Source organism: Streptomyces sp. NPDC053513 (assembly GCF_044544765.1).
In the GTDB taxonomy this organism is placed as follows: Bacteria; Actinomycetota; Actinomycetes; order Streptomycetales; family Streptomycetaceae; genus Streptomyces; species Streptomyces litmocidini.
In genome coordinates, this window is the sequence record NZ_JBITXP010000001.1 from 207,777 (window position 1) to 233,326 (window position 25,550).

Genomic DNA, 25,550 nt, shown 5'->3' on the forward strand with positions numbered 1-25,550 from the left:
CCGCCCCCCCCCCCCCCGGCGGCGGGGGGGGCGGGCGCCCGGGGGGGCCCCGGGGCCCCCCCCGGCCCCCCGGCGGGCCCCCCCCCCCCCCCGGGGGGGGGGGGCCGGGGCCCCCCCCCCCCCATGGCGTCGTGATCAGGCCGCGGCGTGCCGCGCGGGGGCGAGCGCCCCCAGGGACAGCTCGCCGGTGGTCATCAGGTCCAGGAGCTGGGCGAGCTCCCGGTCCTCCGGCGTCGCGGTGCGGAAGACGAAGTGCCGCAGGCCGGCCTGCTCGGGGCCGCCGAAGAACTGGAAGAAACCGATGTCCACGCGGCGGGCGGCGAAGCTCTCGTAGAGGTAGACGGTGCCGCCGTCGGCCGTGAGCCCCAGCCCGGCGGCGTTCGAGGTCTCCTCGGCCGCCTCGTAGACGATCTCGTAGGAGCCGCCGACGTCGGCCAGGTCCGTCATGACCCGCACCGCGCCGCGCCGCGCCGCCACGGCGGCCTGGCCGGCCTCGGCCACCACCGCGGTGACCTCGGCGTTCAGCGCCGCCAGCAGCTCCACCAGCAGGAGCCCGATGCCCGCGCCGGCGCCGGTGACCAGGACGCGCCGCCCCCGGACGGGACCGGCGCCGCGCACCAGGCGCAGGGCGGTGAGGACCGCCACGCGCAGCGCCGCGGCCTGCTCGAAGCTGACGTGGTCGGGCAGGACGGTGGCGTATTCGGTCGGCAGCGCCATGCACGAGGACCACTCGGTGCCCGTCGCCACGCCCACGATCCGGTCCCCGGGCTTGGGGCTGAAGCCCTCCGGTGCCGCGCGCATCACCACGCCCGCCACGTCCCACCCCGCCAGCCAGCCCTCGGGCAGCGGCTCCGCCTTGATCATCTCGTCGAGCTCGGGAGCCACCGCGCGTACCGCGACGAGGATCTCATCCTCCGCCTGGGCCGTGGTCGCGTGCTGCGCGGAAGTGAGCTGATCGGACATGACAATTCCTCTCGTACGTATGACGGTTTCCTTGTGCGATGTGTCCGGCATGTTCAGAACTCCTCGGACACCAGGGTGGACGGACCGGACAGCTCGTCCACGGAGATCACCTCGAAGGCGTCCGGCTGCTCGCGCGCGCACGCGGCGAGGGCGAGATGGCTTTCCAGCACCCGGAACCTGATCCAGGCGAGGCTGTGGTGGTCGTCGGCGACACCGGGAGCGAGGCGGACCCGCAACTGGATCCGCTGGTCGGCGCCGACCGCGACCTGGGCGTCGGCGACCTCCTCGTGGGCGGTCGCCAGGTCGACCAGTTCACGGGCGGACACGGTGTGGCCGTGGAAGCGGAAGGAGGGCGGGCGGGCGCCCAGCACCCGGACGGCCGGCCCGGGCCGGCCGCAGGCGCAGTGCGCGAACTCGCCGCGCTCCTGGGTGTCGTAGCGGATGAGCGGGGGGAGGCGGGACGTCGTCAGCGTCGTCACCAGCAACCGCCCGTCGATCACCTCCACGTGCTGGTGGGACAGCGGGTGGTAGACGTCCGCCAGGCACTGCGGACCGCGCTGGCCGATCACCCACGCCGTCGGCGTGCCGTACAGGCGCCACACGTCGGTGTAGGGGAAGCGGGAGGCGAGCAGCCCGTCCTCGGTGGCGTCGTGGAACGCGCCGCCCAGCAGCAGGGTGCGCAGCCAGGGCACGGGCCGGCCCGCGGTGCTCGCCCCCAGCAGCCGGACCACGGCCTGCGGGGGCGCCGCGACGGCGGTCACGTGGTGGCGCGCGAAGAAGGCGAGCCAGTCGTCGTCGGGGTCCTCGGGCAGCCGGCCGACCGGCAGGACGGTGGCGCCGGAGGCGGCGGCGAAGCGGTTGAAGAAGTAGTGGTCGGGCTGCATCCGGCCGGCCGGGTGCAGGTTGGCGACGACATCGGCGGGGCCCAGCGGGTTCCAGTCGTCGCGGATCGCGGGGGCGAACATCTCCGGGGGCAGCAGGCTCAGGCCGGGGGCCCCGAGGGTGCCGCTGTGCGCCCAGAGCGTCCCGCCGCCCAGGCCCAGGGCCAGCGCCTCGGCGGTCGCGGTCTCCAGCTCGTGCCGGGTGAGCACCGGAAGGTCTTCGAGCGTCAGGCGCCCTCGTCTCTGCGGTCGTTCGTACTTCGGGGCGAGAGACGGCAGGCACATCGCCCGGCGCACCACGCTCTCCAGGGCGGGCGCGGGCTCCCGCGCCGCCTGCTGCCGTCCACCGGCCACCCCCTTCACCAGGGGCCCGGCGCTCAGTAAAGGCGCCGACCGGCACATGTGTGAACCCATCCGGGCTTCCCCCTATCGCTCTTGTGCGGCTGCTCGGTGCGCGGTGCCGGGCGGCACTCGGCGCACTCGCCGACCGCGAACCATGGCAAGACCATAGTCCTTTCTTGACCTGGGGTACGAGTTTTAACCATAGGACACTTTCCCGGTGGTGCACATCACCTTCCCCGCACGCCTCCGCCGGACCCCTTCGGCCACCGGGAGGCACCCCGGGCCGGCGGCGGACCGCCCGGGGGGAGCCCCTTCCGGCATCACACCTGCTCAGAACCCCCGCACCCACAGGGCTGACGCCCCCCTCGGCACGTCGGGGCGGACGGCGGCGGGGGGTGCCTTTCCAGCCAAAGATGCCCTTTCGGCCCATCATTGTCCTGGCGTACAGAATTGAACTACGATCTCGCATCAGCGCTGCCGGGGGCAGCGTCCCTGCGCGCAACTTCCGCGCCAGGGCTGACAAGAGGGGGACTTTGTCATGGGTTCAACCAACGGGGAGACACAGATCGCGGTCGTGGGGATGGGATGCAGGTTCCCCCAGGCCCGCAACGTGGAGGAGTTCTGGAACAACCTCGTCGAGAACAGGGACTGCGTCACGTCCGTCCCGCCGGAACGTTTCGACATCGCGCCCTTCTGGGCCGAGGAGTCGGGCGTCCCCGGCCGCACGGCCAGCCGCCACGGCGGCTTCCTGGACGATCCCTTCCACTTCGACGCCGGCTTCTTCGGGATCTCCCCGGCGGAGGCCGCCAGCATCGACCCGCAGCACCGGCTGCTGCTTCCGGTGGTGCGCGAGGCGCTCGACGACGCGGGGATACGCCCCTCCTCGCTCGCCGGCACCTGCACCGGCGTCTACATCGGGCAGGCCACCGCCGACTACGGCCGCGACGGCACCACCGACAGCAACAGCCTGCGCGAGGCGGCGGGCAGCTACTTCCGCGCCATGGCCTCCGGTCGGGTGTCGTACGACCTCGACCTGCGCGGGCCCAGCATGATGGTCGACACCGCCTGTTCCTCGTCCCTGGTCGCCGTCCACATGGCGCGCCAGAGCCTGCTCGCCGGCGAGACGGAACTGGCCATCGCCGGCGGCGTCAACATCATCCTGTCGCCGATGGACGCCATCGCCTTCTCCCAGGCCGCCATGCTCTCGCCCGACGGCCGCTGCAAGTTCGGGGACACCGGCGCGAACGGCTTCGTCCGCAGCGAGGGCGTCGGCGTGGTCGTCCTCGCCCGGCTGGAGGACGCCGAGCGGGCCGGGTACCCCGTGCTCGCCCTGCTGCCGGGCAGCGCCGTCACCAACGACGGCCGCAGCAGCGGCTCGCTGATCAAGCCCGCCGTGGCCGGCCAGGACGCCATGGTCCGCCACGCCTGGTGGGAGGCGGGCATCGCGCCGTCGGACCTCGACTACATCGAGGCGCACGGCACCGGCACCCCGGTCGGCGACGGCGTGGAACTCCAGGTCCTGGCCGCCGCCGCCCGGGAACGGGCGCCCGAACGCGGCCCGTTGCGGTGCGGCTCCGTGAAGTCGAACATCGGCCACGCCGAGGCCGCCGCGGGCATCGCCGGGCTCATCAAGAGCGTCCTGATCGCCCGGCACGGCCTCGTCCCCGCCTCCCTCCACCTGAACGACCCGCAGCCCCTGCTCGCCGACGAGACGAACCGGCTGCACCTGGTCACCCGCAACGAGCGCCTGGACACCGAGCGCGCCGCCGTGATCGGCGTCAGCTCCTTCGGACTGTCCGGCACCAACGCCCACGTCGTCGTCACCGAGCCCGACCGCCGCCCGGCAGCACCCGAGCACGGCCCCACCGAACTCCCCACGGGCCGGCCCACCCACCTCCTCGTGCTCAGCGCCCGCTCCGAGCAGGCGCTGCGGAACCTGGCCGCCGCCTGGTCCGACCACCTCTCCCCCCGGGGCGCGGGCAGCCGGACGCCGCTGTGGGACCTGTGCGCCACCGCCGCCCTCCACCGCGACGCCCACCCCTTCCGGCTCTGGGCCACCGGAGCCGACCACGCCGAACTCGCCGCCGCGCTGCGGGACGTCGCCGAAGGCCGGGCCACCGACCGGGCCGGCACCGGCGAGGCCGGCTTCGGCGCGGACAAGCGCACCGCCTTCGTCTTCCCCGGCCAGGGCTCGCAGTGGCCGGGCATGGGCCGCTCGCTCACCGCCTCCCTGCCCGCCTTCGCCGACGCGCTCGACGCATGCGACACGGCCGTGCGCCAGGAGAGCGGCCGCTCGGTGCGCGAGACCCTCGACGCCGTCACCGACGCGTTCCCCGACGAGGTCGCCACCGTCCAGCCCGTGCTGTGGGCCACCCAGGTGGCCCTGGCCGCCGCGTGGCGCGACATGGGCGTCGCCCCCGACGTGTGCGTGGGACACAGCATGGGCGAGACCGCCGCGGCGGCCGTCACCGGTGCCCTCTCCCTCGCCGACGCCGCGGCCGTCATCTGCCGGCGCAGCACGCTGATGCAACGCACCGCCGGACAGGGCGCGATGATGTCGGTCGACCTCTCGCCCGAGCAGGCCGCGGAGCTCCTCGCCCCGGAGAGCGGCGTCTGCGTGGCGGCGGAGAACGCCCCCACCTCCACCGTGCTCGCCGGAGACACCGCCGCCCTGCGGCGCATCGGCGAACGGCTGGAACGCGAGGGCGTCTTCCACCGTCTGGTACGGGTGAACGTCGCCTCCCACTCCCCCGCCATGGACCGGCTGCGGGACGACCTGCTCGCCGCCCTCGCCGACCTCGCCCCCCGCGACGGCGACCTCCCGATGCACTCCACCGTCCGGGACGCCCTGCTCTCCGGGGCCCAGCTCGACGCCGCGTACTGGATGGACAACCTGCGGCAGCCCGTCCGCTTCCTCGACGCCGTCCGCACCCTCGTCAAGGAGGCCGACACCGTCTTCGTCGAGATCAGCCCGCATCCCCTGCTGCAGTCGGCGATCGAGGAGACCGCCCTGGAGTTCGGCAGCTCCTCCGCGGCCGTCGCCTCCACCTCGCGCCGCTCCCCCGACGAGGCCCTGACCCTCGCCCGGTCGCTGGGCGCCTTCTTCGCCCGGGGCGGCCGGGTCGACTGGGAGCGCTGGTTCAAGGGAGCGGCCCGCCAGGTGCGGCTGCCCGCCTACCCGTGGGACGCCGAAGCGCTGCGCCGTACGCTGCCCTCCCCCGCGCCCGCGGCCCGCCCGGCGGTCCTCGCCCGCGTCCGCACCGACCTCACCGACGCGGTCGTGAGCCTGCGCGGCCTCGCCCCCGTCCCTCCCGTCGTCCACCTGGCCGCCCTCGACGAGGCCCTCACCACCCCCACCGCGGGCACCGCCGCCACCGCCGCGCCGGGCACCGTCGTCCTGGAGGACGTACGGGTCGTGGAGATGATCGAGGCGCCCGACGACGGCGACCTCGTCCTGGAGATCATGGCCGAGAGCACCGGCACGGCGCTGCGGGCCGAGGTCCGCACCCCGCACCGACCCGGCCTCACCGGCCTGACCGCACGCGTCCGCCTCGACCCGCAGCCGCCCGCAGTCACCCACGCGCAGGACCGCATCGACGCCGCCCTCGGCCGGTGCACCACCCATCTGACCCCGGCCCGGTTCCTGCAGGAACTCGCCCGGCGCGGCTACGCGCCCGGCCCGAACCTGCGGACGTCCCGCCACGTCTGGCGCACCGACGGCGAAGTCGTCGCCCAGCTCGACCGGCCCGCCACCTCGTCCCACGCGGCGTGGGAAGGCTGCCTGAAACTCCTCCTCGCCGCCCTCCCCTCCTCGCTCCCGGCCGACGAGGCCTACGCCGTCGCCTCCTTCGACCGGGTCCGCTTCCACGGCCCGCTCAGCGAGGAGATATGGGTCCACGCCACCCTCACCACCCATCGCCCGGACGGCACGGCCCTCGGCGAGGCCGTGGTGACCGACCCCCGCGGAGAGGTCCTCGCCGAGTTCCACGGCATCCGTCTCTTCCGCCTCGCCGGCCCCGAGACGGCCACCACCTCCACCACCTCCGACCGCGCACCGCTGGGGCTCCTCCAGTGGTCGGCCCAACGGCTGGCCGACATCGCCCGCCTGCCGCTCCAGGCGCTCGTCCGGGCGGCGGACCGCCTCCCGGCACCGCCCCGGCCGGCCCCGGCGCCCGCCCTGGTCCCGGCCCCGACGGCGGCCGCGGCCCCCGCGGCGCACCCGGCACCGGCCCTGGCGCCGGAGCCGGCCCCGCTCCCCGCCCCTGCTCCCGCTCCCGAAGCCGAGGCGGCGGAGCCGGTGGCCGAGCAGTTCCTGGAGGAGGCGGCCCAGGTGCTGGGCATGGCCAGGGAGCGCCTCGACCTGCGCCGTACGCTGCACGACTACGGCATGGACTCCCTCACCGCGGCCCAGCTGCGGGCCCGGACGCGACGCCGGACCGGCCGGGACGTCCCCCTCAACCGGCTGCTCGGCAAGGACAGCCTCCAGACGCTGGCGGCCGCGGTGACCGACACCCGCCCCCTGCACGACTGACCCCGACAAAGGCCCTGGTGGGAGCGGTCCGCGACCGCTCCCACCAGGGCCTTACATCACGAATCAAACATGGACTACTGAACATTCATGCATCGTGATACAAGTGAAGTCGCCGCCGACGGATCGGACAACCGTCCACGACACGGGCAGCGGGTCCGGGACAGGCCCCGCCCACCGCGCGACAGGAGTACGCACCCATGGAAGACACGCCGGCCACCACGGTGGCACAACCGCAGGGCCGCCGGGAGCGCAACAAACTGCGCGTGAAGAACCGGATCTACGAAGCCGCCATGGACCTGTTCACCCAGAAGGGATACGACCAGACCTCGGTCGACGAGATCACCGAGAAGGCCGACGTGGCACGCGGCACCTTCTTCAACCACTTCCAGCGCAAGGAAGACCTCATCGCCGAATGGGGCGAGCAGCGGCGCCTCCAGCTGCGCCGCGGACTGGACGCGGAGGGCATCCCGCACACCCAGGTCAAGGACATCCGCGTCGCCCTCTCCCACTGCATGAGCATCCTGGCCGGCGTCAGCCTGGAGAACCCCCTCCAGACCAAAGCCGTCCTGACCGCCTGGGTGCGCGCGGGCTTCCCCCTCCACGAGCAGCCGTACGTGGCCCACATGTTCGGCGAGTTCATCGAAGCCGGCCAGCGCATCGGCGACATCTCCCAGGACGTCGACGCCTGCCTCGCCGGCAACCTGCTGCGCGACGTCTACCTCGGCACCCTCTACCGCTGGACCCAGGCGCCCGAGGGCCGGGCCGACCTGGAGGCCGACCTCCAGTCCGCCTGCGCCACCCTCCTGGACGGCCTCCTCCCCCGCTGCCCCAGCACGAAGTGACGCCCCGGCGGCCGACGCGGACGCCCGTCCGACGGACCGGGGAGAAGGGCCCAGGGGGCTCACTCCCGGCGGCCGGTGGGCGGGCGGCGACTGCCCGCGCGGTACGGGGCGGGCCAGGGCGCGGCCGGGCCCCGGTACTCCTGCTCGGCCGCCGCGTGCAGGGTCCAGTGCGGGTCGTAGAGGTGCGGGCGGGCCAGGGCGCAGAGGTCGGCGCGGCCCGCGAGGAGCAGGGAGTTGACGTCGTCCCAGGAGGAGATCGCACCGACCGCGATCACCGGGACGCCGAGCTCGTTGCGGATGCGGTCGGCGTAGGGCGTCTGGTACGAGCGGCCGTAGGCGGGCTCCTCGTCGGGGACGACCTGTCCGGTGGAGACGTCGATGGCGTCGGCGCCGTGGGCCGCGAAGGCGCGGGCGATCTCGACGGCGTCCGCGGCGGACGTGCCGCCCTCGGCCCAGTCGGTGGCCGAGATGCGGACGGTCACGGGCCGGTCGGCCGGCCAGACCTCCCGTACCGCGTCGAAGACTTCGAGGGGGTAGCGGAGCCGGGCCGTGAGGTCGCCGCCGTAGGCGTCGGTGCGGTGGTTGGTGAGCGGGGAGAGGAAGCCGGAGAGCAGATAGCCGTGGGCGCAGTGCAGTTCGAGGAGGTCGAAGCCGCTGCGGGCGGCCCGGCGGGCGGCGGCCGCGAACTGCTCGCGCACGGCGGTGAGTCCGGCGCGGTCGAGGGCGGCCGGGGTCTGGTTGACGCCGGGCCGGTACGGGAGGGGCGAGGCGGCGACCAGGGGCCAGTTGCCGGCCGGAAGGGGCTGGTCGATGCCCTCCCACATGCGGCGGGTGGAGCCCTTGCGGCCCGAGTGGCCGAGCTGGACGCCGAGCGCGGTGCCGGGCGCCGAGGTGTGGACGAAGTCGGCGATCCGGGTCCAGGCGGCGGCCTGTTCGTCGGTCCAGAGGCCGGTGCAGCCGGGGGTGATGCGGCCCTCGGGGCTCACGCAGACCATCTCGGTCATGACGAGGCCGGCGCCGCCGAGGGCCCTGGAGCCGAGGTGGACGAGGTGGAAGTCGCCGGGGACGCCGTCCTCGGCGACGTACAGGTCCATGGGGGAGACGACGACCCGGTTCCGCAGGGTCAGTCCGCGCAGCCGGAAGGGGGTGAACATCGGCGGGGTGCCGGGCGGGCAGCCGAAGTCCTCCTCGACGGCGGCGGTGAAGGCGGGGTCGCGCAGCCGCAGGTTGGCGTGGGTGACGCGGCGGCTGCGGGTGAGCAGGTCGAAGGCGAAGCGGCGGGGCGGCCGGTCGACGTGCCCGGCGAGCTCCTCGAACCAGCGGAGGCTGGCGGCGGCCGCGCGCTGGGTGGACTCGACGACGGGACGGCGCTCCGTCTCGTACGCGCTCAGCGCCTCGTCGAGGTCCGGGTGGGCGTCGACGGCGGCGGCGAGGGCGACGGCGTCCTCGACGGCCAGTTTGGTGCCGGAGCCGATGGAGAAGTGGGCGGTGTGGGCGGCGTCGCCGATGAGCACGGTGTTGCCGTACGACCAGCGGGCGTTGGCGACGGTGCGGAAGGCGGTCCAGGCGGAGGCGTTCGAGCGGAGCTCCCGGCCGCCGAGCGCCTCGGCGAAGACCTTGGCGCAGCGGGCGACGGACTCGGCCTCGTCGAGCTCGTGGAGGCCGGCGGCCCGCCAGACCTCCTCGCGCATCTCGACGATGACCGTGGAGGAGTCGGTGGAATACGGGTAGGCGTGGAGCTGCATCACGCCGTACTCGGTCTCGGCGATCTCGAAGCGGAACGCCTCGAAGGGGAAGTCGACGGCCAGCCAGATGTAGCGGCAGCGGTGGGAGGTGATCCGGGGGCGGAAGTGCGCGGCGTGGGTCTCGCGGGTGCGGCTGTGGACGCCGTCGGCGGCGACGACCAGGTCGTGGCCGGCGGCGAGGACGGCGGCGGGCGGGGCCTCGGTGCGGAAGCGGAGCCCTACGCCGAGCTCGGCGCAGCGGGCGTGCAGGATCTCCAGGAGCCGGCGGCGGCCGAGGGCGGCGAAGCCGTGGCCGGTGGAGGTGGTGCGGTGGCCCCGGTGGACGACGTCGATGTCGTCCCAGCGGACGAGTTCGCGGCGGAGCGCCTCGTACACGACGGGATCGGCGTCCCGGATGCCGCCGAGGGTCTCGTCGGAGAGGACGACGCCGAAGCCGAAGGTGTCGGAGGGGGCGTTCCGCTCCCAGACGGTGACCTCGCGGGCCGGGTCCTGCCGCCGCAGCAGCGCGGCGGCGTAGAGCCCGCCGGGACCGCCGCCGACGACGGCGATCCGGGCGGGGCCGGGCCGGGGTCCGGGCCCTGGGCGGAGGCGGGGCCCGGGGGTCGGGGCGCTTCGGGGCTCCGGGCCCGGGGGCGTCAGCATCCTCGCCACTTCGGGGGGCGTTTCTCGGTGAAGGCGGCGTGGAACTCGGCGTAGTCCTCGCCGTTCATCAGGAGCGCCTGGGTGGCCGCGTCCAGTTCGACGGCGGCGGCGAGCGGCATGTCGAGCTCGGCGGTGAGCAGGGCCTTGGTCTGGGCGAGGGCGAGGGCGGGGCCGTCCGCGAGGCGGCGGGCGAGGGCGGCGGCCCGTTCTCCCGCCGCGCCCTCCTCGGTGAGCTCGCTGAGGAGGCCGATGCGCTCGGCCTCGGCGGCGTGGACGGGCTCGCCCAGCATGAGGAGACGGGTGGCGTGGCCGAGTCCGACGACCCGGGGCAGCAGATAGGCGGCACCCATGTCGCCGCCGGAGAGGCCGACCCGGGTGAAGAGGAACGAGAAGCGGGTGGTGGGGTCGGCGATCCGGAAGTCGGCGGCGAGCGCGAGGACGGCCCCGGCGCCGGCGGCGACGCCGTGGAGGGCGGCGACGACGGGGAAGGGGCATTCGCGGAGGGCGCGGACGACCTGGCCGGTCATCCGGTTGAAGTCGAGGAGCCGGGCGGTGTCGAGGGCGAGGGTGGCGCCGATGATCTCGTCCACGTCGCCGCCCGAGCAGAAGCCGCGGCCTTCGCCGCCGAGGACGAGGGCGCGGACGGCGCGCTCGCGGGAGAGCTCGGCGAGGAGGTCGCGCAGGTCGGCGTAGGCGCCGAAGGTGAGGGCGTTGAGTTTCGCGGGGCGGGCCAGGGTGACGGTGGCCACGCCCTGGTCGATGTCGAGGCGCAGGTGCTGCCAGCGTGCCGTGCGGGGCGTGGAGCCGGTAAAGGGGCTCATTCGAGGGGCCTCCTTCCTCCGCAGGGAGGGTATCACCGTACTGTGACTGTCGTCACGAGTACGCGATAAGGCCGATGCGGGGGAGCGAAGGCGCCCCCCTCGAGGTCCCGGACGGTCGATGACAGAGGACAGAGGTCCCCGCCAGGAGGGGCGGGGTGCCCTGGGAAGCGGATTTTGCACCTCGTAAGGTTGAAACCAGGACGTCTCGGGATGCCCCCACCCCACTCGCCCACCCGCCATCCGGCGAAGGGAGCCCGCCCCCCATGCCCGAAGCCACCCGCCCCACGGCCACCGGCCGCACGGCAGCCGGACGCACGGCGCCCGGACCTCCGCCCGCCGGACCCGACGCCGGACCGGCCGCCTCCTGGCGCGTCCGGCTGCCCCACACCACCGCCGCCGTGCCGATCGCCCGCGCCCTGATCCGTACCGCGCTCACCGACACCGCCCCCGGGACCGACGACCGCCCCGACACCGACACGGCGGAGCTCCTCACCGCCGAGCTCGTCGCCAACGCCGTCGAGCACACCGCCGGCACCGGCCCCATCGAACTGGTCGTCGAACTGCTCCCGGCGCCGGGCGGCTGCCAGATCGAGGTCCACGACTCCCGGCCCGCCCGCCCCGGCGACCTCGTCTGCCCCGACCCGGCGGTCGGGGTCGACCCCTGGCAGGAGCACGGCCGCGGCCTCCTGCTGCTCCGGGCGCTGAGCAGCGACTGCGGACACCGCCCCACGGAGCAGGGCAAGGCGGTCTGGTTCACGCTCCCGGGGATACCGACCCAGCGACGCCGCCGGGCGGACTGAGGGCCGCGGGGGCCGCTCGCCCGACGGGCGGACCGAGAGGTGCGGGGGTCGCTCGCCCGGCGGGCGGCGGGCGGGCCGAGGGGCGCGGGGCCGCGCAGTCGCCGGGCGGCGGCGGGCGAGTGGGGTGCGGGGTGCGAGTGGGGCGCGGGGTGGGTGCTACTCGCCCACCGGGCGGCCCAGCGTCGCGACCAGGACCGCCTTGATGGTGTGCATCCGGTTCTCGGCCTCGTCGAAGACGACCGAGTGCTCCGACTCGAAGACCTCGTCCGAGACCTCCAGCTCGGTCAGGCCGTGCCGGGCGTGGATGTCCCGGCCGACCGCCGTGCCCAGGTCGTGGAAGGCGGGCAGGCAGTGCAGGAACCTGACGTCCGGGTTCCCCGTGGCGCGCAGGACGTCCATCGTCACGGAGTACGGCGCGAGGGCGGCGATCCGCTCGTCCCAGACCTCCTTGGGCTCGCCCATGGAGACCCAGACGTCGGTGACGACGAAGTCGGCGCCCACGACGCCCTCGGACACGTCCTCGGTGAGCGTGATCCTGGCGCCGCTGGTCTCGGCGAGCTTGCGGGCCGCGGCGACGACGTCCTCGGCCGGCCAGTACGCCTCCGGGGCGACGATCCGGACGTCCATGCCGAGCAGGGCGCCGGTGACGAGGTAGGAGTTGCCCATGTTGAAGCGGGCGTCACCCAGATAGGCGAAGGCGATCTCCTCGAGCGGCTTGTCCGCGTGCTCGGTCATGGTGAGCACGTCGGCCAGCATCTGGGTGGGGTGCCAGTCGTCGGTGAGGCCGTTGAAGACGGGCACGCCGGCGAAGGCTGCGAGCTCCTCGACCGCGGCCTGGCTGTCCCCGCGGTACTCGATGCCGTCGAACATCCGGCCGAGGACCCGGGCGGTGTCCTTGACCGACTCCTTGTGACCGATCTGGGAGCCCGAGGGGTCGAGGTAGGTGGTGGAGGCGCCCTGGTCGGCGGCGGCGACCTCGAAGGCACAGCGGGTGCGGGTCGAGGTCTTCTCGAAGATCAGGGCGATGTTCCTGCCGCGCAGCCGCTGCACCTCGGTGCCCGCCTTCTTGGCGGCCTTCAGCTCGGCGGCGAGCGCGATCAGGCCGCGGAACTCCTCGGCGGTGAAGTCCAGCTCCTTGAGGAAGTGGCGGCCGATGAGGTCTATGGCCATGGGACGCGCTCCTGTGGGTACGGTCGGGAGGACGGCGGTCGGGACTCTGGAAGTGTATACGCACTTCAACATTTCTATACAGCCCCCTCTCCCGTGACCTCCGCCTCCCGGGGGGGGCGTCCCGGCCCCCGCCGCTCAGGAGGCGTCCCGCTCCACCGGACAGCTCATGCAGCGCGGCCCGCCCCTCCCCCGGCCCAGCTCGCTGCCCGGGATCTCGATCACCTCGATGCCCTGCTTGCGCAGGTGCGTGTTCGTCGTGACGTTCCGCTCGTACGCGACGACCACCCCCGGCTCCACGGCCAGCACGTTGCACCCGTCGTCCCACTGCTCCCGCTCGGCCGCGTGCACGTCCTGGGTCGCCGTGAGGACCCGGATGTCCTGGAGCCCGAGCGCCGCCGCGATGGCACTGTGCATGTGCTCCGGCGGATGGTCGGTCACCCGCAGGGACTGCCCCGCGTCCCCCGGCTCGATCGTGTACGAACGGAGCATCCCCAGCCCCGCGTACTGCGTGAAGGTGTCCTGGTCGACCATCGTCATCACCGTGTCCAGGTGCATGAACGCCCGCCGCTTCGGCATGTCGAGCGCGATGATCGTGCGCGCCGACCCCGCCGCGAACATCCCCCGGGCCAGCATCTCCACCGCCTGCGGCGTCGTCCGCTCGCTCATCCCGATCAGCACGGCGCCGTTGCCGATGACCAGGACGTCCCCGCCCTCGATCGTCGACGGATAGTCCGCCTGCCCCTCCGACCAGTGGTGGAAGGAGCCCGCCTCCGGGCCCGTGAACAGCGGATGGTGCTTGTAGATCGCCTCGAAGTGCACCGTCTCGCGCTGCCGGGCCGGCCAGCGCATGGCGTTGATGGAGACGCCGTCGTAGATCCAGGCCGAGGTGTCCCGGGTGAAGAGGTGGTTCGGCAGCGGGCCGAGGACGAAGTCGTCCAGGTCCAGGGCGTGGAAACGGACCGAGGTCGGCTCCCGGTGCGCCGCCAGGAACTCCCGCTTCGTCATGCCGCCGACCAGCGCCTCGCCGAGCACGACGGCGTCCAGCGAGTCGAAGGCCGCGCGGAGGTGGTCGGCGGCCAGCGGCCCGTACTCCTTCTCGTCGAAGACCCGGTCGAGGACCATCTCACGGGCCGCCGGCACCTCCAGGGCCTCGCGCAGCAGGTCCCCGAAGAGGTGCACCTCCACCCCCCGGTCGCGCAGCACGTCGGCGAAGCCGTCGTGCTCCTGCCGGGCCCGGCGCACCCACAGCACGTCGTCGAAGAGGAGGGCGTCCTTGTTGGACGGAGTGAGCCGCTTCAGCTCCAGATCGGGCCGGTGCAGGATGACGCGGCGCAGCCGCCCGGTCTCGGAATCGACATGGAATCCCATGCGTCCATCCTGACGGAGCCGGGCGGCCCTGGCCCGCCTTTCGACGCGCCCACCTCGGCGGCCCTCGCGGTCACCTGACCCACTGGGCCACGCCGATCAGCACGATCGCGACCACCAGCCCCCCGATCAGGAACGCGGCCCGGCGCAGGAAACGACGGGTGTAGCCGTCGCCGGGGTCGTCCGGGCGGGCGGGCGCGGGGGACGGGGGGGCCGGGCGGTGCGCGGTGCGCGGCAGGCCGCACGCCTCCTTCAGGAGCGTCAGCCAGACCGCGTCCGGCAGGCCCGGCCGCTCCCCGTCGACGATCAGCCAGAACGCCTCCCGGGCGGACGGCTCCGGGCTCGTACGGAGCAGCGACAGCAGCTCGGCGACCGTGCCGACGGGGGCGTCGCCGCCGCCGAGCAGGGGGCGGACCGCCCAGCGGTGCAGCGCGGCGGCGTTGGCCGCGCGCAGCCCCTCCGGCGGCTCGGAGGAGTCCTCCCGCGCGTGGGGCGGCACGGCCCACAGCTTCTGTGCGATCGCCACCTCGCAGAGGTCCCGGCGCATCGGACGGCCCCAGGACGGCAGGCGCCGGGCGATCTCCCGGAGCAGGACGGTGACCACGTCGTACGCCTGGGGCCGGCTCAGCGCGTCGAGCAGCTCGCGGTCGCCGCCCTTCACGACGAGCTCCCGCGCCTCCTCCACGCTCCGCACGGTCGGCAGTTTGTGCACGAGCGAGGTCCCGGCCTCCCGCGCACGCGTCCGCCGCGCCCGCCGCACGCCCTTGCCGGGCCCGGTCCACTCCGGCTCGACGGTCTGCAGCACGGGCCGCGGACAGTCGACGGGACGGGGCTCCTCGGCGGGGCGGGACACGGGAGCGGAGGGAGGTACGGGCGGCAGCGGCGGCTCGGGGGTGTGCGGGGACACCCGACCGGGGCCGGCCGGCGGCTCGGTCCCGTGCCCGTCCGGGGCCCACGACACCCCTGGCGCCCCGTCGGAGCCCGGACGCCGGCCGGGCGGGGCGGGACGCTCCCCCCGCCCGGCCCCGTCGGGCACCCCGTCGGACCGGACGGCCGGGGCCTCCCCGGGGACGTCGGCCCGGACGACCGGATCCGCCCCGGGGACGGCCGGATACGGCGAGCCCGACGGATCGGGGTACCCGTCATCCGCCGGGCCGGAACGCCGGGAATCCGACGAGGCCGGGGGCCGGGGGGTCGGGGGCTGGGTGCCCGGGTGCCGGGGGTCTGGATGCCGGGGATCCGAGCGCCGGGGATCCGACTTCCGGGAATCCGGGACACGGGAATCCGGGTCCCGGAAATCCGGATGCCAGGGATCCAAGTCACGGGGATCCGGGTCACGGGGATCCGGGTCACGGGGATCCAGGTGCCGGCGACCCGGGGAATCCTGCTCCCGGTCGCCCGGGAAGCCCTGATCCGGCACCTCCGGAGCGCCCCGACGCCAAGGGTCGGGCGCCGCCTGGTCCCGGCGGCCGCCGGCACCTTCGTACCGACGGTCCGACACGTCCTCGTCCCGAGGATCCGGGGAACCCTGACCCCGAAAACCCGGGGCGCCCTGATCCGGGGCCTCCGGAGTGCCCCGGCCCCGGGGGTCCCGGATGTCCTGGTCCCGGGCGCCCGGCGCGTTCAGGTCCCGCCGGCCCCCGGCACCTCCGTACCCGACGCCCCGCGCGTCCTCGTCCCGGGGGTCCGGCGGGCTCTGCTCCCGCCGGCCCCCGGCACCTCCATACCCGGCACCTCGTCCGCCCTCCTCCCGGAGGTCCGGCGGGTTCTGCTCCCGGCGCTCGCCGTACCCGCCGCCCGGCGTCTCCTCGTATCCGGGGTGCGGTGCCGTCCGGTCCCGTCGGCCCCCGTATCCCGGGGCCGGTTCGGCGGCGGGGCGGAGGGGCGTCCCCCGGTCCCGGTCCTCGGGCTCCGGCGGGAGCGGGTTCCTCCGGCGGGAGGTGCTCGTGCGGGGGTCGACGGCGTCCAGGCGGTCGGCGACCCGGGACGCCGTCTCCAGGAGCGGGCCCCGGTGGGTCGTGGCGGCGGTGCGCAGGGCCCTGCCGATCACGCGGTCGCGGCCCTTGCCCTCCTCGACCTCCCACAGGTGGTGGCGGACCAGCCGGGCCGCGACCTCCTCCGCCCGGTCGCCGCACCGCTCGCGCGGGTCGACGCGGCGCCGCTCGGTGTTGCGGCTCGCCGCGCCGGACCAGCGGCCGACGAACACGTAGCGGAGCGAGGGCAGTTCGAGCGTGTCGTGGGTGGCGAAGGTCCACGGCCGGCGGGTGAGCGCGCCGAGCATGCTGTGCAGCCCCCACAGCACGGGGCAGGCGGTGTCGCCCCGTTCGTCGAGGACGGTGAACAGGTCGTCGGGGTGGCGCAGGAACTCCGCCACCGCGCCGACGAGTTCCTCGGCCGCGTACGGCAGGAGCCGGTCGAGCTCCGGCAGTCCCCCGCGGCTCGCGGCGGGGACGAGGGCCTCCGCCGGGACCACCGGCAGCGGGCCCCGGGCCCCGGCGGCGTCCGCGGCGCCGTCCCAGTCCCAGCCGTGGAGCCCGAGGCAGACGGCGGGGGCGAGGAGGGGGGCCGCGCCGACGAGGGCGTGGCAGAGGACGGACGTCCTGCCGTCGGCGTCGGTGAAGGGCGCGCGCCGGACGAGCACCACCTGGTCGCGCCGCCGGAGCCGGATCAGGGCCGGCCGGGTCTCGTCCCCGCTGGCCCGCAGGACGGGGCCGAAGAGCTGGAAGAGGTTCTCGGTCTCGTCGCGGGGCCCGGACCAGGCGACGGGCCCGAAGCCGGTGTTGCCGGTGAGGTTCTCGCTGTCCCAGCGGAAGACGATCTGGTCGGCCTCGTTCTCCGTCCGTGTCATCGGACGATCCCCTCCGTAGGTTCCGCCCCGGGCAGCAGCCCGCACAGGGCGAAGAGCGACAGCAGCGGCGCGAGGACCCGGCGTGGCCGGGCCCCGTGCGGGAACCGGTCGCCGCGCGCCTGCCCGCCGGTCGCGGCGACGAAGTGCAGGGTGCAGTCGGCGCAGTCGTCGAAGGGCTTGAGCCAGGCGGCGCCGGCGTGGTGGGCGAGGAAGGCGTACGCGTCCCGGCTCTCCTCGCGGACCGCGCCGGGGTCGTACCGGCCGGGCAGCGCCCGGCCGAGCCAGCGGTCGACGACCGGTTCGAAGCGGACGAGGTCGCTCTTGTTGACGGCGAGCGCGGCGGGCGCGGCGACGAGTCCGCCGCGCTGCCGGGGGATGCGGTTGAGGACGGTGCTGAAGGCCTCGTCGCCGAGGTCGCGCCGCCGCAGCCCGCTCTGTTCGCGCACCGGGTCGAGTCCGGGCAGCCGGAGGGCGCGCAGCGGGTCCAGGACGAAGACGAAGGCGTCGACGCCCATGAGGAAGCGGCCGACCTCCCCGTCCTGGGCGAGGTCCTCCCCGGCGAGGTCGAAGAAGACGACGGGGCGGGGCTGCGCGCCGCCCGCCGAGACGAGCAGGCCGTCGGCGAACCGCGCGAAGGTCTGCTGTCCGGTACGGCCGAGCTGCCGCCCCTCCTTGAGCCTCTGGACCCGTTCGCGCACGAAGGTCCTGTGCGCTTCGGGGTTGAGCGGCCGGCACTTGAGTCCGTACGGTTCCAGGCCGCCGAGTTCGACCTCGCCGAGCATGGCGGCGAGGAGGTGGGTCTTGCCGACGGAGGAGCTGCCGACGAGGGCGACGGAGAGCGGTTCGCCGTTGGTGAGGTAGGGGACGGGCAGTTCGTGCTCCTCGTCGCCGTCCACGGTGTGCGGGCACAGGTGGTAGGCCTTGCGCAGGGCGTCCGCGACGTGGCCGGGGCGGCGTTCGGCGCTGAGGTCGAGCGGGATCCGGTTGCCCTTGGCATCGATGGTGACGAGCAGCCGTTCGTCGTACTCGACGGGGAGCAGGCAGTGCGGGCACATGCGGCCGCGCGGCGGCGGGGGCGGCGCCTCTTCGGGCGTCACGGCGGGGGCGGGGGGCCGGAGGGCGTCGCCCCCGCCGCCGAAGAGCCGCTCGCGGAGGGTGATGCGCGAGGGCCGTGGGTCCGGCGGGGGCGGCTCCTCCGTGTCCGGGTGGACCGGGGCGCCGCCGGTGGCCGCGCGTTTCCTGGCGATCTGACGGTCGTACTCGGTGCGCCACCGGTCGAGCGGGTCGGCCGCCCCGATGCCGGTGGCGAGCGGATCGGGGACGTGCAGGAGCCGCATGAGGTCGGCCGGCCGGGGGCGGTCCGCCGCGCGCGCGGCGAAGAACCCGCTCTGGCCGAGGGCGGCGAGGCGCCGGTAGTCGGCGAGGTCGGCCGGGGGTCCCTCGCCGCGGTCGGGGCGGCCGGCGAGGAGGTAGTAGGCGAGTTCGGCGACGGACCACAGGTCGTCGCGCGGGTCGGCGACGCCCTGGCCCGCGCGCTGTTCGGGCGAGGCCCAGGGGGCGCCGCCGAAGGGTTCGCGGGCCTCCCCGGCACGCTGCGCGGCGTACGGTTCGCAGAGCCGGACCCGGGCGCCGTCCCACCGTACGGTGTCGGGCGCGATGGCCCGGTGCACCAGGTCGGCCTCGTCCAGGAGCCGTACGGCCATCGCGAGTTGGCCGGTGATGCGCTCCTGGTCCTCGGCGTCGAGCCGTCCGGCCCATTCGGACAGCGGGCGGCCGGTCGGCGGCCGGTACAGCACGAAGGGCTCGGCCGCGGTGAGGTCGAAGCCGACGATCCTGGCGAAGACCGCGCCGAACTTCGCTCCGCCGTAGCGGCGTTCGAGGGAGACGGCGGCCGCCGTCTCCCGTTCGAGGAGGGCGTAGGCGTGCGGGTCGCCCTGCGCGGACGACGGCAGCCGGTACTGGAGGACGTGCGAGCCCGCGCCCAGGGTCGCCCGGCGCGCGAGGACGCCGGGGCGGCCGGGCGGCCGGTGGTCCTCGCCGTAGCGCACGGCGAAGCGCACCGGCACCTCGCGGGGGGTGAGGAACTCCAGCTCCTGGTAGTACGGATGGGTGGGCGGGGTCGGCTCGCGCAGGTGGTCGGGGTGGTCCGGGCCGAGCGGCTGGTTCGGGTCGCCCGGCCGGTCCTGGCCCGTCGGGTCGGTCGGGTGGTTCGGGCCGGTCGGGTCGGTCGGGTGGTTCGGGTCGGTCACGGTTCTCCCGCCTCCTCGGCGCGGACGGTGTGCACGACGTCCGTGCGCAGCGGTACGAGACGGAGGATGCCGGCGTGCCGTCCCGCGCCGGTCCACACCACCTCCTCGGCGGTGCCCCGCCAGATGTCGTCCCCGGCGGCGCCGCGCCGCATCGCCTCGGGCACGAAGCGGACCTGACGGGCGGCGAGCGGGTCGTGGGAGAGCAGCCGCAGGTGCTCGGGTCCGCACAGCGCGACCGTGCGGCCGGGGTCGTCCTCCGCCAGGAGCAGCCGGGCCACCGCGTCGGCGGCGACGCCGGTGAGCCGGGCCGCGTCGGGCCGGTCGGAACGGTCGGTGAACGCCGCGAGGGAGGACAGCGCGTCGGGGTCGCCGAGACCCTCGTACCGGGGCGGCGGCGAGGCGGCCACGTCCCGCTCCAGGCGGAGCCGGGTCTCGTCCAGGAGCTCGGAGAGCCGCTGTTCGTGACCGGCGCGCGCGAGGGCGCCGGGGTCGCGCTCGATGCCCGCCCAGCACCGGTCGAGGATCAGGACGGTCCCGGCGACCAGGTCGCCGACCAGGGTGTCGACGAGCGCGGGCCCACCGTCCCCGTACCGCCGCTCCAGCCAGCCGGGGACGGGGCCGGACAGGGGCCCGTCGACGGGGCCCCCGGTGTCCCGGTCGGGCGCACCGTGCGGGGGCGGGGGCTCGGGGGCGGCGGGTCCGGCCGCCTCCCCGGCCGGGTCGGACCAGAGGCCGTCCTCCGTGCCGTCCCCCCAGGCCTCCGTCCCCTCCCCCCAGCCGTCGCCGTCGTCCTGCCAGTCCTCCCAGCTCCAGGACGCCGCCCCGCCCTCCCGGGCCGGCTGCGGCCCGTCCTCCGGCCGGTCGGCCTTCCGCGCCGCGTGCGGCCGCCCGTGCGCGTCGGCGGTCTCCGCGAGCCCCCGGAGCAGCCCGGCGACGGCTCCCGCCCCGGCCGAGCAGTGGTGCCGCACCTCGGCGAAGAGCCAGTCGTGCACGGCGGTCGTGACCACCAGGTCCTGGATCTCCCGCAGGATCCGCCAGGCCTCCTCCGGGTCCGCGCGCGCCCACCACTCGTCCACGGCCCGGCCCCAGTCGCGCAGCGCGAGCAGCACGACGGCCGCCACGGCCACGGCCGCCGCCACCGGCGGCGCCCAGCCGGGCAGGTCCAGGAACGAGCCCAGGCCCGCCCCGAGGAGGCCGCCGAGCAGCCCGCCGAAGAGCCGGGGCGCCGCGCCCGTGGCCCCGCCGCCGTCGATCCGCCCGTCGGGCGAACGGTTGGGCCTGCGCCGCAGCATCAGGTGCGCGAGCCCGGCGGCGAGGACGCCGACGGCCGGACCGAGGACCCAGCCGAGCACCGGCCAGACGCCGGCGAGCAGCGCGAGCAGCCCGGTGACGGCGAAGGCCACGGGACGCGGGCCGCCCGCCGTGAAGGGGCGGCGGGCACCGAGCCGCCGCAGCCGCTCGGGACCGCAGATCGCGTCGAGCCGGGCGAGCCGGGCCGCGCTGCCCACGGGCGCGGTGCGCGCGGACAGCGCGGACAGCCGGGCCGCCACGGACCGCAGCGGCAGCCCCTTGCCGATCAGGTCGTAGGTGAGGTCGCGCAGCGCCGGGACGATCCCGGCCCGGGAGATCTCCCGCGGCAGCTCCGGCAGTTCGACGCCCCGGTCGCGCAGCATCGCCCGGTGCTCGGCGGTGAGCCGGGTGCCGCCCGCCGCGCCGAACGCGTCCGCGACGGCGGTGCGGAACCGGCCCAGCTCCTCCGTCACCCGCTCCAGGTCCGCCGGCAGGTCGACGCTCCGGCCTGCCCCGGTGAGGAGACCGGCCGGGCCCCGGATCCGGTGGTAGCCCTCGACGGCCTCGCCGACCGCCGCGTCGCAGGCGGCGAGCCCGGCCCCCGCCCGTCCCTGGGGCGGCAGCCACCGGTGCCCGGACAGGGAGCGCGGCACGCCCTCGTCGAGGAGGAGCGCCAGCGCGCCGGGCACCTGCTCGGCGGAGATGCTCCCGGCCGGGACGTCCGGCCCCGCGAGGCCCTCCACGGCCTGTCGCCAGGCCCGCGCCCTGGCCTCGTCGGTGAGGTCGTGCTCCAGGACCCGCACGGCGGGCACGGCGACGCCGTGCACCACCTCGCCGAGCGCGCGCAGGACGGCGTCGAAGACCTCCGGCGTGGACAGGACGTCGACGAGCGGGCGCAGCACGGCCTCGCCCGGCACGCCGTCCTCCGTGGAGTCGAAGACCCACAGGACGCCGGCGGAGGGCGGGCGGAGGGTGAGGGAGCGGCTCAGGGTCCGCTCGCCCCGGGCGCCGACCGCCAGGCAGACGACGTGCGCGGGCCCGTAGGAGGAGAGGCGCTCGTAGAGCAGTTGGTGGGCGACGAGCCGGTCGGCCTCGTCGACGACGAGGAAGCGCCGCTCGCCGCCGGGCTGCGGGACGTCCAGGGCCGCGCGGACCGCGGCCTCGGGGTCGTCCGCCCCGGCGGGCGGCGTGCGCAGGTCGAGGCAGACGGCGTGGCCCGGCAGCGGCCGTTCGGGGAGGACGGGAAGGACGCGCGGGCTCACTCCTCCTCACCGGCCCGGTCGCCGTGGTACGGCTCGTCGTCGGACTCGAAGTCCGGCCCGTGGTCCTCCTCGTACGCGGGACCGTAGGCCTCCTCGTACGCGGGGTCGTAGTCCGGCTCGGGCTCCAGCTCCCACTCCCACTCGGAGGCGGACGGCTCCGAGGGGGCGGGCCGGTGCGTGTACTTGGCCCGCGGATCGCGCCGGGCGCCATCGTCGTACCCGGCACCACCGTCGTACCCGGCACCTTCGCCGCGCCCGGCACCGTCGTCGTACCCGGCACCGCCCTCGTACTCCGCGTCGTCGTCGTCGTACCAGCGCCAGGACCCGTACCCGTCCTCGTGCCGGGACCGGGGCTCCTGCCGGCGCCGGGGCTCGTACCGGTCGTCCTGCCGGTCGTCCTGCCGGGGCCCGTGTCGGTCGTCCTGCCGGGCCCCGCCGTGTCCGGAGCGGGGCCCGTGCCCGGCGTCGTCCTCGTGCGCGGGGCGGGGCCCGTACGGGGACCGGGGACCGTATCCGGCCCCCTCCTCGTACCGGGGGCGCGGCCCGCGCCCCGCCCTCGGATCGGGTCCGGTGCGCGGATCGGGCTCCTGGCGGGCCCTCGGGAAGGGGCCGGGCCGCCCGTCCTGCGGGCGGCCCGGGGCCTGCCCCGGGCCGTGGCCCCGGCGCGGGCCGTGGCGGTCGTACAGGGCACGGAGGTTCGCGCGGGTGGGGCGGGCCGCGCTGGGGAAGCGCATGTCGAGGGCGCCCGGGTAGGTGACCTCCCAGAAGTGGCGGAGCGGGGCCAGCCATTCGCTGTCCGCCGGGCCGTAGTCGGCGGCGATCTCGTCGATCAGGCGGAGCTGGCGCGGGGCGACGTTCTCGACGAAGTGGGTGAAGAGCCGGGACGGGGGTGCCGGGACCTGGGCGAGGCCCTTGGGCAGGGCGCGCATGAGCCGTTCGCAGAACTGCTCGATGATCTGCCCCTCGTCGAGCAGCGCCGAGCGTTCGTACGCGCGCAGCAGCCCCGCCCAGCTGGAGAGCGAGCTGTCGAAGCCCTCCAGGCGCAGCGACATGGTCGCGGACTCGCCGTCCTGGAGGCTGATCCGGACGAGGTGGGGCGAGCCGACCGGGCCCTCGACGGCGATGTGGCCGTTCCACATCGCGCAGAGCAGCCGGTGGAGGATGCGCTGCCGGTCCGGTTCGGTGGAGACGAGCCAGTCGTCCTGGTAGCCGAGGCGCTGGCGCCAGTGCAGGAAGTCCTCCTCGCCGCCGGAGTCGCGGGCCTCGGACCAGAGGCTGAGGACGCTGCGGACCTCGGAGATGTCGGTGAGGTTCATGCCGCTGCGGAAGAAGACGACGGTGATGGAGTCGGTGTCGACGGCCCGGCACTCGGGGAACACCCGGGCGGGCAGGTTGAGTTCCTGCGAGAGGAAGTCGGCGGCCCGGCCGTCCGACTCGCTCGCCGGGTGCACGATGAGGATCTTGAGCGGGCCGCTGCCGTCCGGGATGAAGCCGACGGGGAGGAGTCCGGCGAGCCGGGCGCGGAACTGGTCGAGCCAGCGCGGGTCGACCTTCGCCTCGGCGGTCTCGTCGCCCGCGGCGGCCCGCAGCAGCAGCTCCATGGAGGGCAGCAGCGGGCGGGCGAAGACGTCCTCGTTGGCCTCGCCGAAGAGGCGCTTGACCCGCCGCTCGACGACCTGCTTGATCTCCTTCACCGCCGCCCCGGAGGAGCGGCGGACCGCGTCGAGGGCGCGCCGCCAGTCGTCGGGCCCGACGAGCCGGTCGAGGAGGGTCGCGGCGTCGGTGGCCTCGGGGAGGCCCTCGCTCTGGGCGAGCCGGTCGACGACGTCGTCGTAGAAGGCGCGCAGGGTGTTCTGCGGGGGCAGCAGGTAGGCGATGCCGGCGCGGTCGTCGCGGTAGAGCTCGCGGCGGCTGTCGGCGAAGGACTTCGCCTCGTTCTGTTCGTGGGCGCGGAGCACCTTGGTGAGTTCGGCGACCTCGTTGGTGACGCGGTTGAGGGAGGGCCGCCACTGGGCCTCGCCGGCCTGCCAGCCGCGGTGCCAGAGGACGCGGGCGCGCCACTGGTACCAGGCCTGCTGCGCGGCGAGCGTGTCCTGGACGTCGGGGTCGGTCCACCGGGCCGGCACGACTCCGCCGACGGTGCGCTTGATGTGGGGGATGTTGGGGGCGGAGGTCTGGACGTTCGGGGGCCGTTCGGGGTCGTTGCGCCGGTTGTCGAGCATGCCGGTGAAGCCTTCCCTGGCCACCCGGTCGGGGTGGTTGGGGAGTCCGGCGAGGACGGTCTCCAGCTGGAACGGGTCGATGGTGGCGAGGAGTTCGCGGGCTCCCGCGCCCGGCCTGAAGTCCTCGGTGAGGCGGGGGATCTCGCGGGAGAGGTGGACGTCGAGGCGCTGGAGGGAGTGCTCCATGTCGCTCAGCCGCCGCAGGAGTTCCTGGGCGATGTCGCGGCTTCCCCGGGGCAGTTGGTCGGGCAGGGGAACGTCGGGTGCCTCGCGGCTCCACAGGCGGCCGATGGCGGAACGGGTGAAGAGCTCCCGGACGAGCTCCTGCCCGTCCCGGGCGGGTCGTCGGGCGCGTTCGGACATGCCGCGGACGGCCTGGGCGAGGAGCCGTGCGGCGACGATCTCGGCGAGGTCGTCGACGGGGACGGTGAGGGAGGCGGCGAGGCTGGTGGACATGCCGCGGTAGCCGATGCCCGTACGGGCGGGGGTCGAGCGCTCCACGGCCTTGTTGATGAAGCTGGCGGCGAAGGACTGGTAGTCGTCCTCCGCGCGGTTCACCGCGTTGCCGTCCTCGCCGAGTTCGGTGCCGATGAGCGACATCACCATGGCGGTGATGGAGCGGCGCAGGTCCTCGGTGCCGATGACGGCCGGCTTGGAGAACAGGAAGGCGGTCTGCATGGTGGCGGGGCGCAGGGCGACGACGCCGTCGCCCGGGTAGGTGACGCTGAGCCGGCCGCGCTCCTCGACGTCGCCGACGACGTCGGGGGCGTTGGGCACGTTCTGGTCGTCGACGAGCCGCGAGAGGTCCACGAGGGCGCGGGCGGCGTTGAGTTCGGCCTCGCGGCCGCCGCCGGCCTCGGGCGGGAAGGCGGAGGGCATGACGACGAGCGGGTAGATCTTGACGCCGGGCACCTTGGCGTTGCGGAACTCGTGCCCGATGAGGTGGATGAAGTCGTAGAAGATGCCGGCGCCGGTGCCGCCGGCGACGGAGAAGGCGACGAAGACGTCGCAGCCCCGGATGCGGCCGCCGCCGACCCGCTTGAGGTCGCCGGCCGCCTGCCCGATGGCGCCGATCGCCTCGCGGAGCTGCCGCAGGACGGGTTCGAGGCCGGAGCGCACGGTCGCGAAGAGCGCGGCGCGGCCGACGGTCGGCAGCTGCCCGGCGCCGCTGTTGAGGGGGGCGACGCGCGGCTGGCGGGCCTGGGGCGGCAGCCAGTGCCGGGTCTCCTCGGGGACGGAGACGCGCAGCATGCGGGTCACCTCGGGCGAGGAGTCGAAGTCGGTGGGCAGCAGGTCGCGGACCATGCGGGAGGTGCGGGCGAAGGCGGCGCCCTCGGCGCCCTTGGCCCGGAACTGGGGCTGGCTCAGCAGCTCGCCCTCGCTGAAGTCGGCGTAGACGAACTGGAGGCAGTCGGGCAGTTGGAAGGGCAGTCGGCGGCCGCCGTCGACGAGGTCGGTTCCGTCGGGTCCGCACAGCTCCCGGCGCAGTTGCCGTTCGAGTTCGCTGCCGATCTTTCCGCCGGTGCCGCCGAGTCCGACGAAGAGCATGGGCTGGTAGATCTTCATGTCGTCTCTCC

General features: G+C 75.2%; 13 protein-coding genes. 3 read left to right on the forward strand and 10 right to left on the reverse strand.

Annotation, left to right across the window (positions count from 1 at the left end):
• Positions 1-135: 135 nt before the first annotated feature.
• Together ACIGW4_RS00860 and ACIGW4_RS00865 are read right to left on the reverse strand one after the other, a co-directional pair.
• Positions 136-963 carry an alcohol dehydrogenase gene (locus tag ACIGW4_RS00860; RefSeq protein WP_399577553.1) on the reverse strand — a complete coding sequence of 276 codons (828 nt, stop codon included), beginning with the start codon at positions 961-963 and terminating at the stop codon, positions 136-138.
• Positions 964-1,016: 53 nt separating this feature from the next.
• Positions 1,017-2,258 (reverse strand): hypothetical protein, encoded by a 1,242-nt coding sequence (locus tag ACIGW4_RS00865; RefSeq protein ID WP_399577555.1) that lies wholly within the window; start codon positions 2,256-2,258, stop codon positions 1,017-1,019.
• 466 nt (positions 2,259-2,724) lie between these two features.
• Between ACIGW4_RS00865 and ACIGW4_RS00870 the strand changes: the two genes are divergently transcribed.
• Both ACIGW4_RS00870 and ACIGW4_RS00875 read left to right on the forward strand, forming a co-directional pair.
• A complete protein-coding gene (locus ACIGW4_RS00870; RefSeq protein ID WP_399577557.1) occupies positions 2,725-6,717 on the forward strand; it encodes a type I polyketide synthase in 3,993 nt (1,330 codons plus the stop codon).
• 197 nt (positions 6,718-6,914) lie between these two features.
• Complete coding sequence (locus ACIGW4_RS00875) at positions 6,915-7,559, forward strand: TetR/AcrR family transcriptional regulator (RefSeq protein ID WP_398710557.1); 645 nt, start codon at positions 6,915-6,917, stop codon at positions 7,557-7,559.
• 59 nt (positions 7,560-7,618) lie between these two features.
• On the opposite strand, the gene ACIGW4_RS00880 is transcribed toward ACIGW4_RS00875, so the two are convergent.
• Together ACIGW4_RS00880 and ACIGW4_RS00885 are read right to left on the reverse strand one after the other, a co-directional pair.
• On the reverse strand, positions 7,619-9,946 hold the full coding sequence (locus ACIGW4_RS00880; protein ID WP_399577560.1) for a bifunctional salicylyl-CoA 5-hydroxylase/oxidoreductase: 2,328 nt from the start codon (positions 9,944-9,946) through the stop codon (positions 7,619-7,621).
• The gene (locus tag ACIGW4_RS00885) at positions 9,940-10,767 is read right to left on the reverse strand and encodes an enoyl-CoA hydratase family protein (RefSeq protein ID WP_123455901.1); all 828 of its coding nucleotides are present in this window, start codon (positions 10,765-10,767) and stop codon (positions 9,940-9,942) included. Before ACIGW4_RS00885 ends, ACIGW4_RS00880 begins: the two co-directional genes overlap by 7 nt.
• Before the next feature lie 263 nt (positions 10,768-11,030).
• On the opposite strand from ACIGW4_RS00885, the gene ACIGW4_RS00890 reads away from it, so the two are divergent.
• Positions 11,031-11,567 carry an ATP-binding protein gene (locus ACIGW4_RS00890; RefSeq protein ID WP_399577564.1) on the forward strand — a complete coding sequence of 179 codons (537 nt, stop codon included), beginning with the start codon at positions 11,031-11,033 and terminating at the stop codon, positions 11,565-11,567.
• Positions 11,568-11,723: 156 nt separating this feature from the next.
• Here the strand turns inward: ACIGW4_RS00890 and argF are convergent, their stop codons facing one another.
• The 6 genes from argF to ACIGW4_RS00920 form a co-directional block, all read right to left on the reverse strand.
• Complete coding sequence (gene argF, locus ACIGW4_RS00895) at positions 11,724-12,737, reverse strand: ornithine carbamoyltransferase (protein ID WP_359591684.1); 1,014 nt, start codon at positions 12,735-12,737, stop codon at positions 11,724-11,726.
• Between the two features lie 135 nt (positions 12,738-12,872).
• A complete protein-coding gene (locus tag ACIGW4_RS00900; protein WP_399577566.1) occupies positions 12,873-14,105 on the reverse strand; it encodes an arginine deiminase in 1,233 nt (410 codons plus the stop codon).
• A gap of 70 nt (positions 14,106-14,175) precedes the next feature.
• Positions 14,176-16,950: a hypothetical protein gene (locus tag ACIGW4_RS00905; protein ID WP_399577568.1), complete on the reverse strand. Its 2,775-nt coding sequence runs from the start codon at positions 16,948-16,950 to the stop codon at positions 14,176-14,178.
• Entirely contained in the window at positions 16,947-19,199 is a 2,253-nt protein-coding gene (locus tag ACIGW4_RS00910; protein WP_399577571.1) for a hypothetical protein, read from the reverse strand. The genes ACIGW4_RS00905 and ACIGW4_RS00910 overlap by 4 nt, the downstream gene beginning before the upstream one ends.
• Positions 19,196-21,751 (reverse strand): hypothetical protein, encoded by a 2,556-nt coding sequence (locus tag ACIGW4_RS00915; protein WP_399577573.1) that lies wholly within the window; start codon positions 21,749-21,751, stop codon positions 19,196-19,198. The genes ACIGW4_RS00910 and ACIGW4_RS00915 overlap by 4 nt, the downstream gene beginning before the upstream one ends.
• Positions 21,748-25,539, reverse strand: coding sequence for a tubulin-like doman-containing protein (locus tag ACIGW4_RS00920; protein WP_399577576.1), 3,792 nt, complete (start codon positions 25,537-25,539; stop codon positions 21,748-21,750). The genes ACIGW4_RS00915 and ACIGW4_RS00920 overlap by 4 nt, the downstream gene beginning before the upstream one ends.
• Positions 25,540-25,550: the final 11 nt, after the last annotated feature.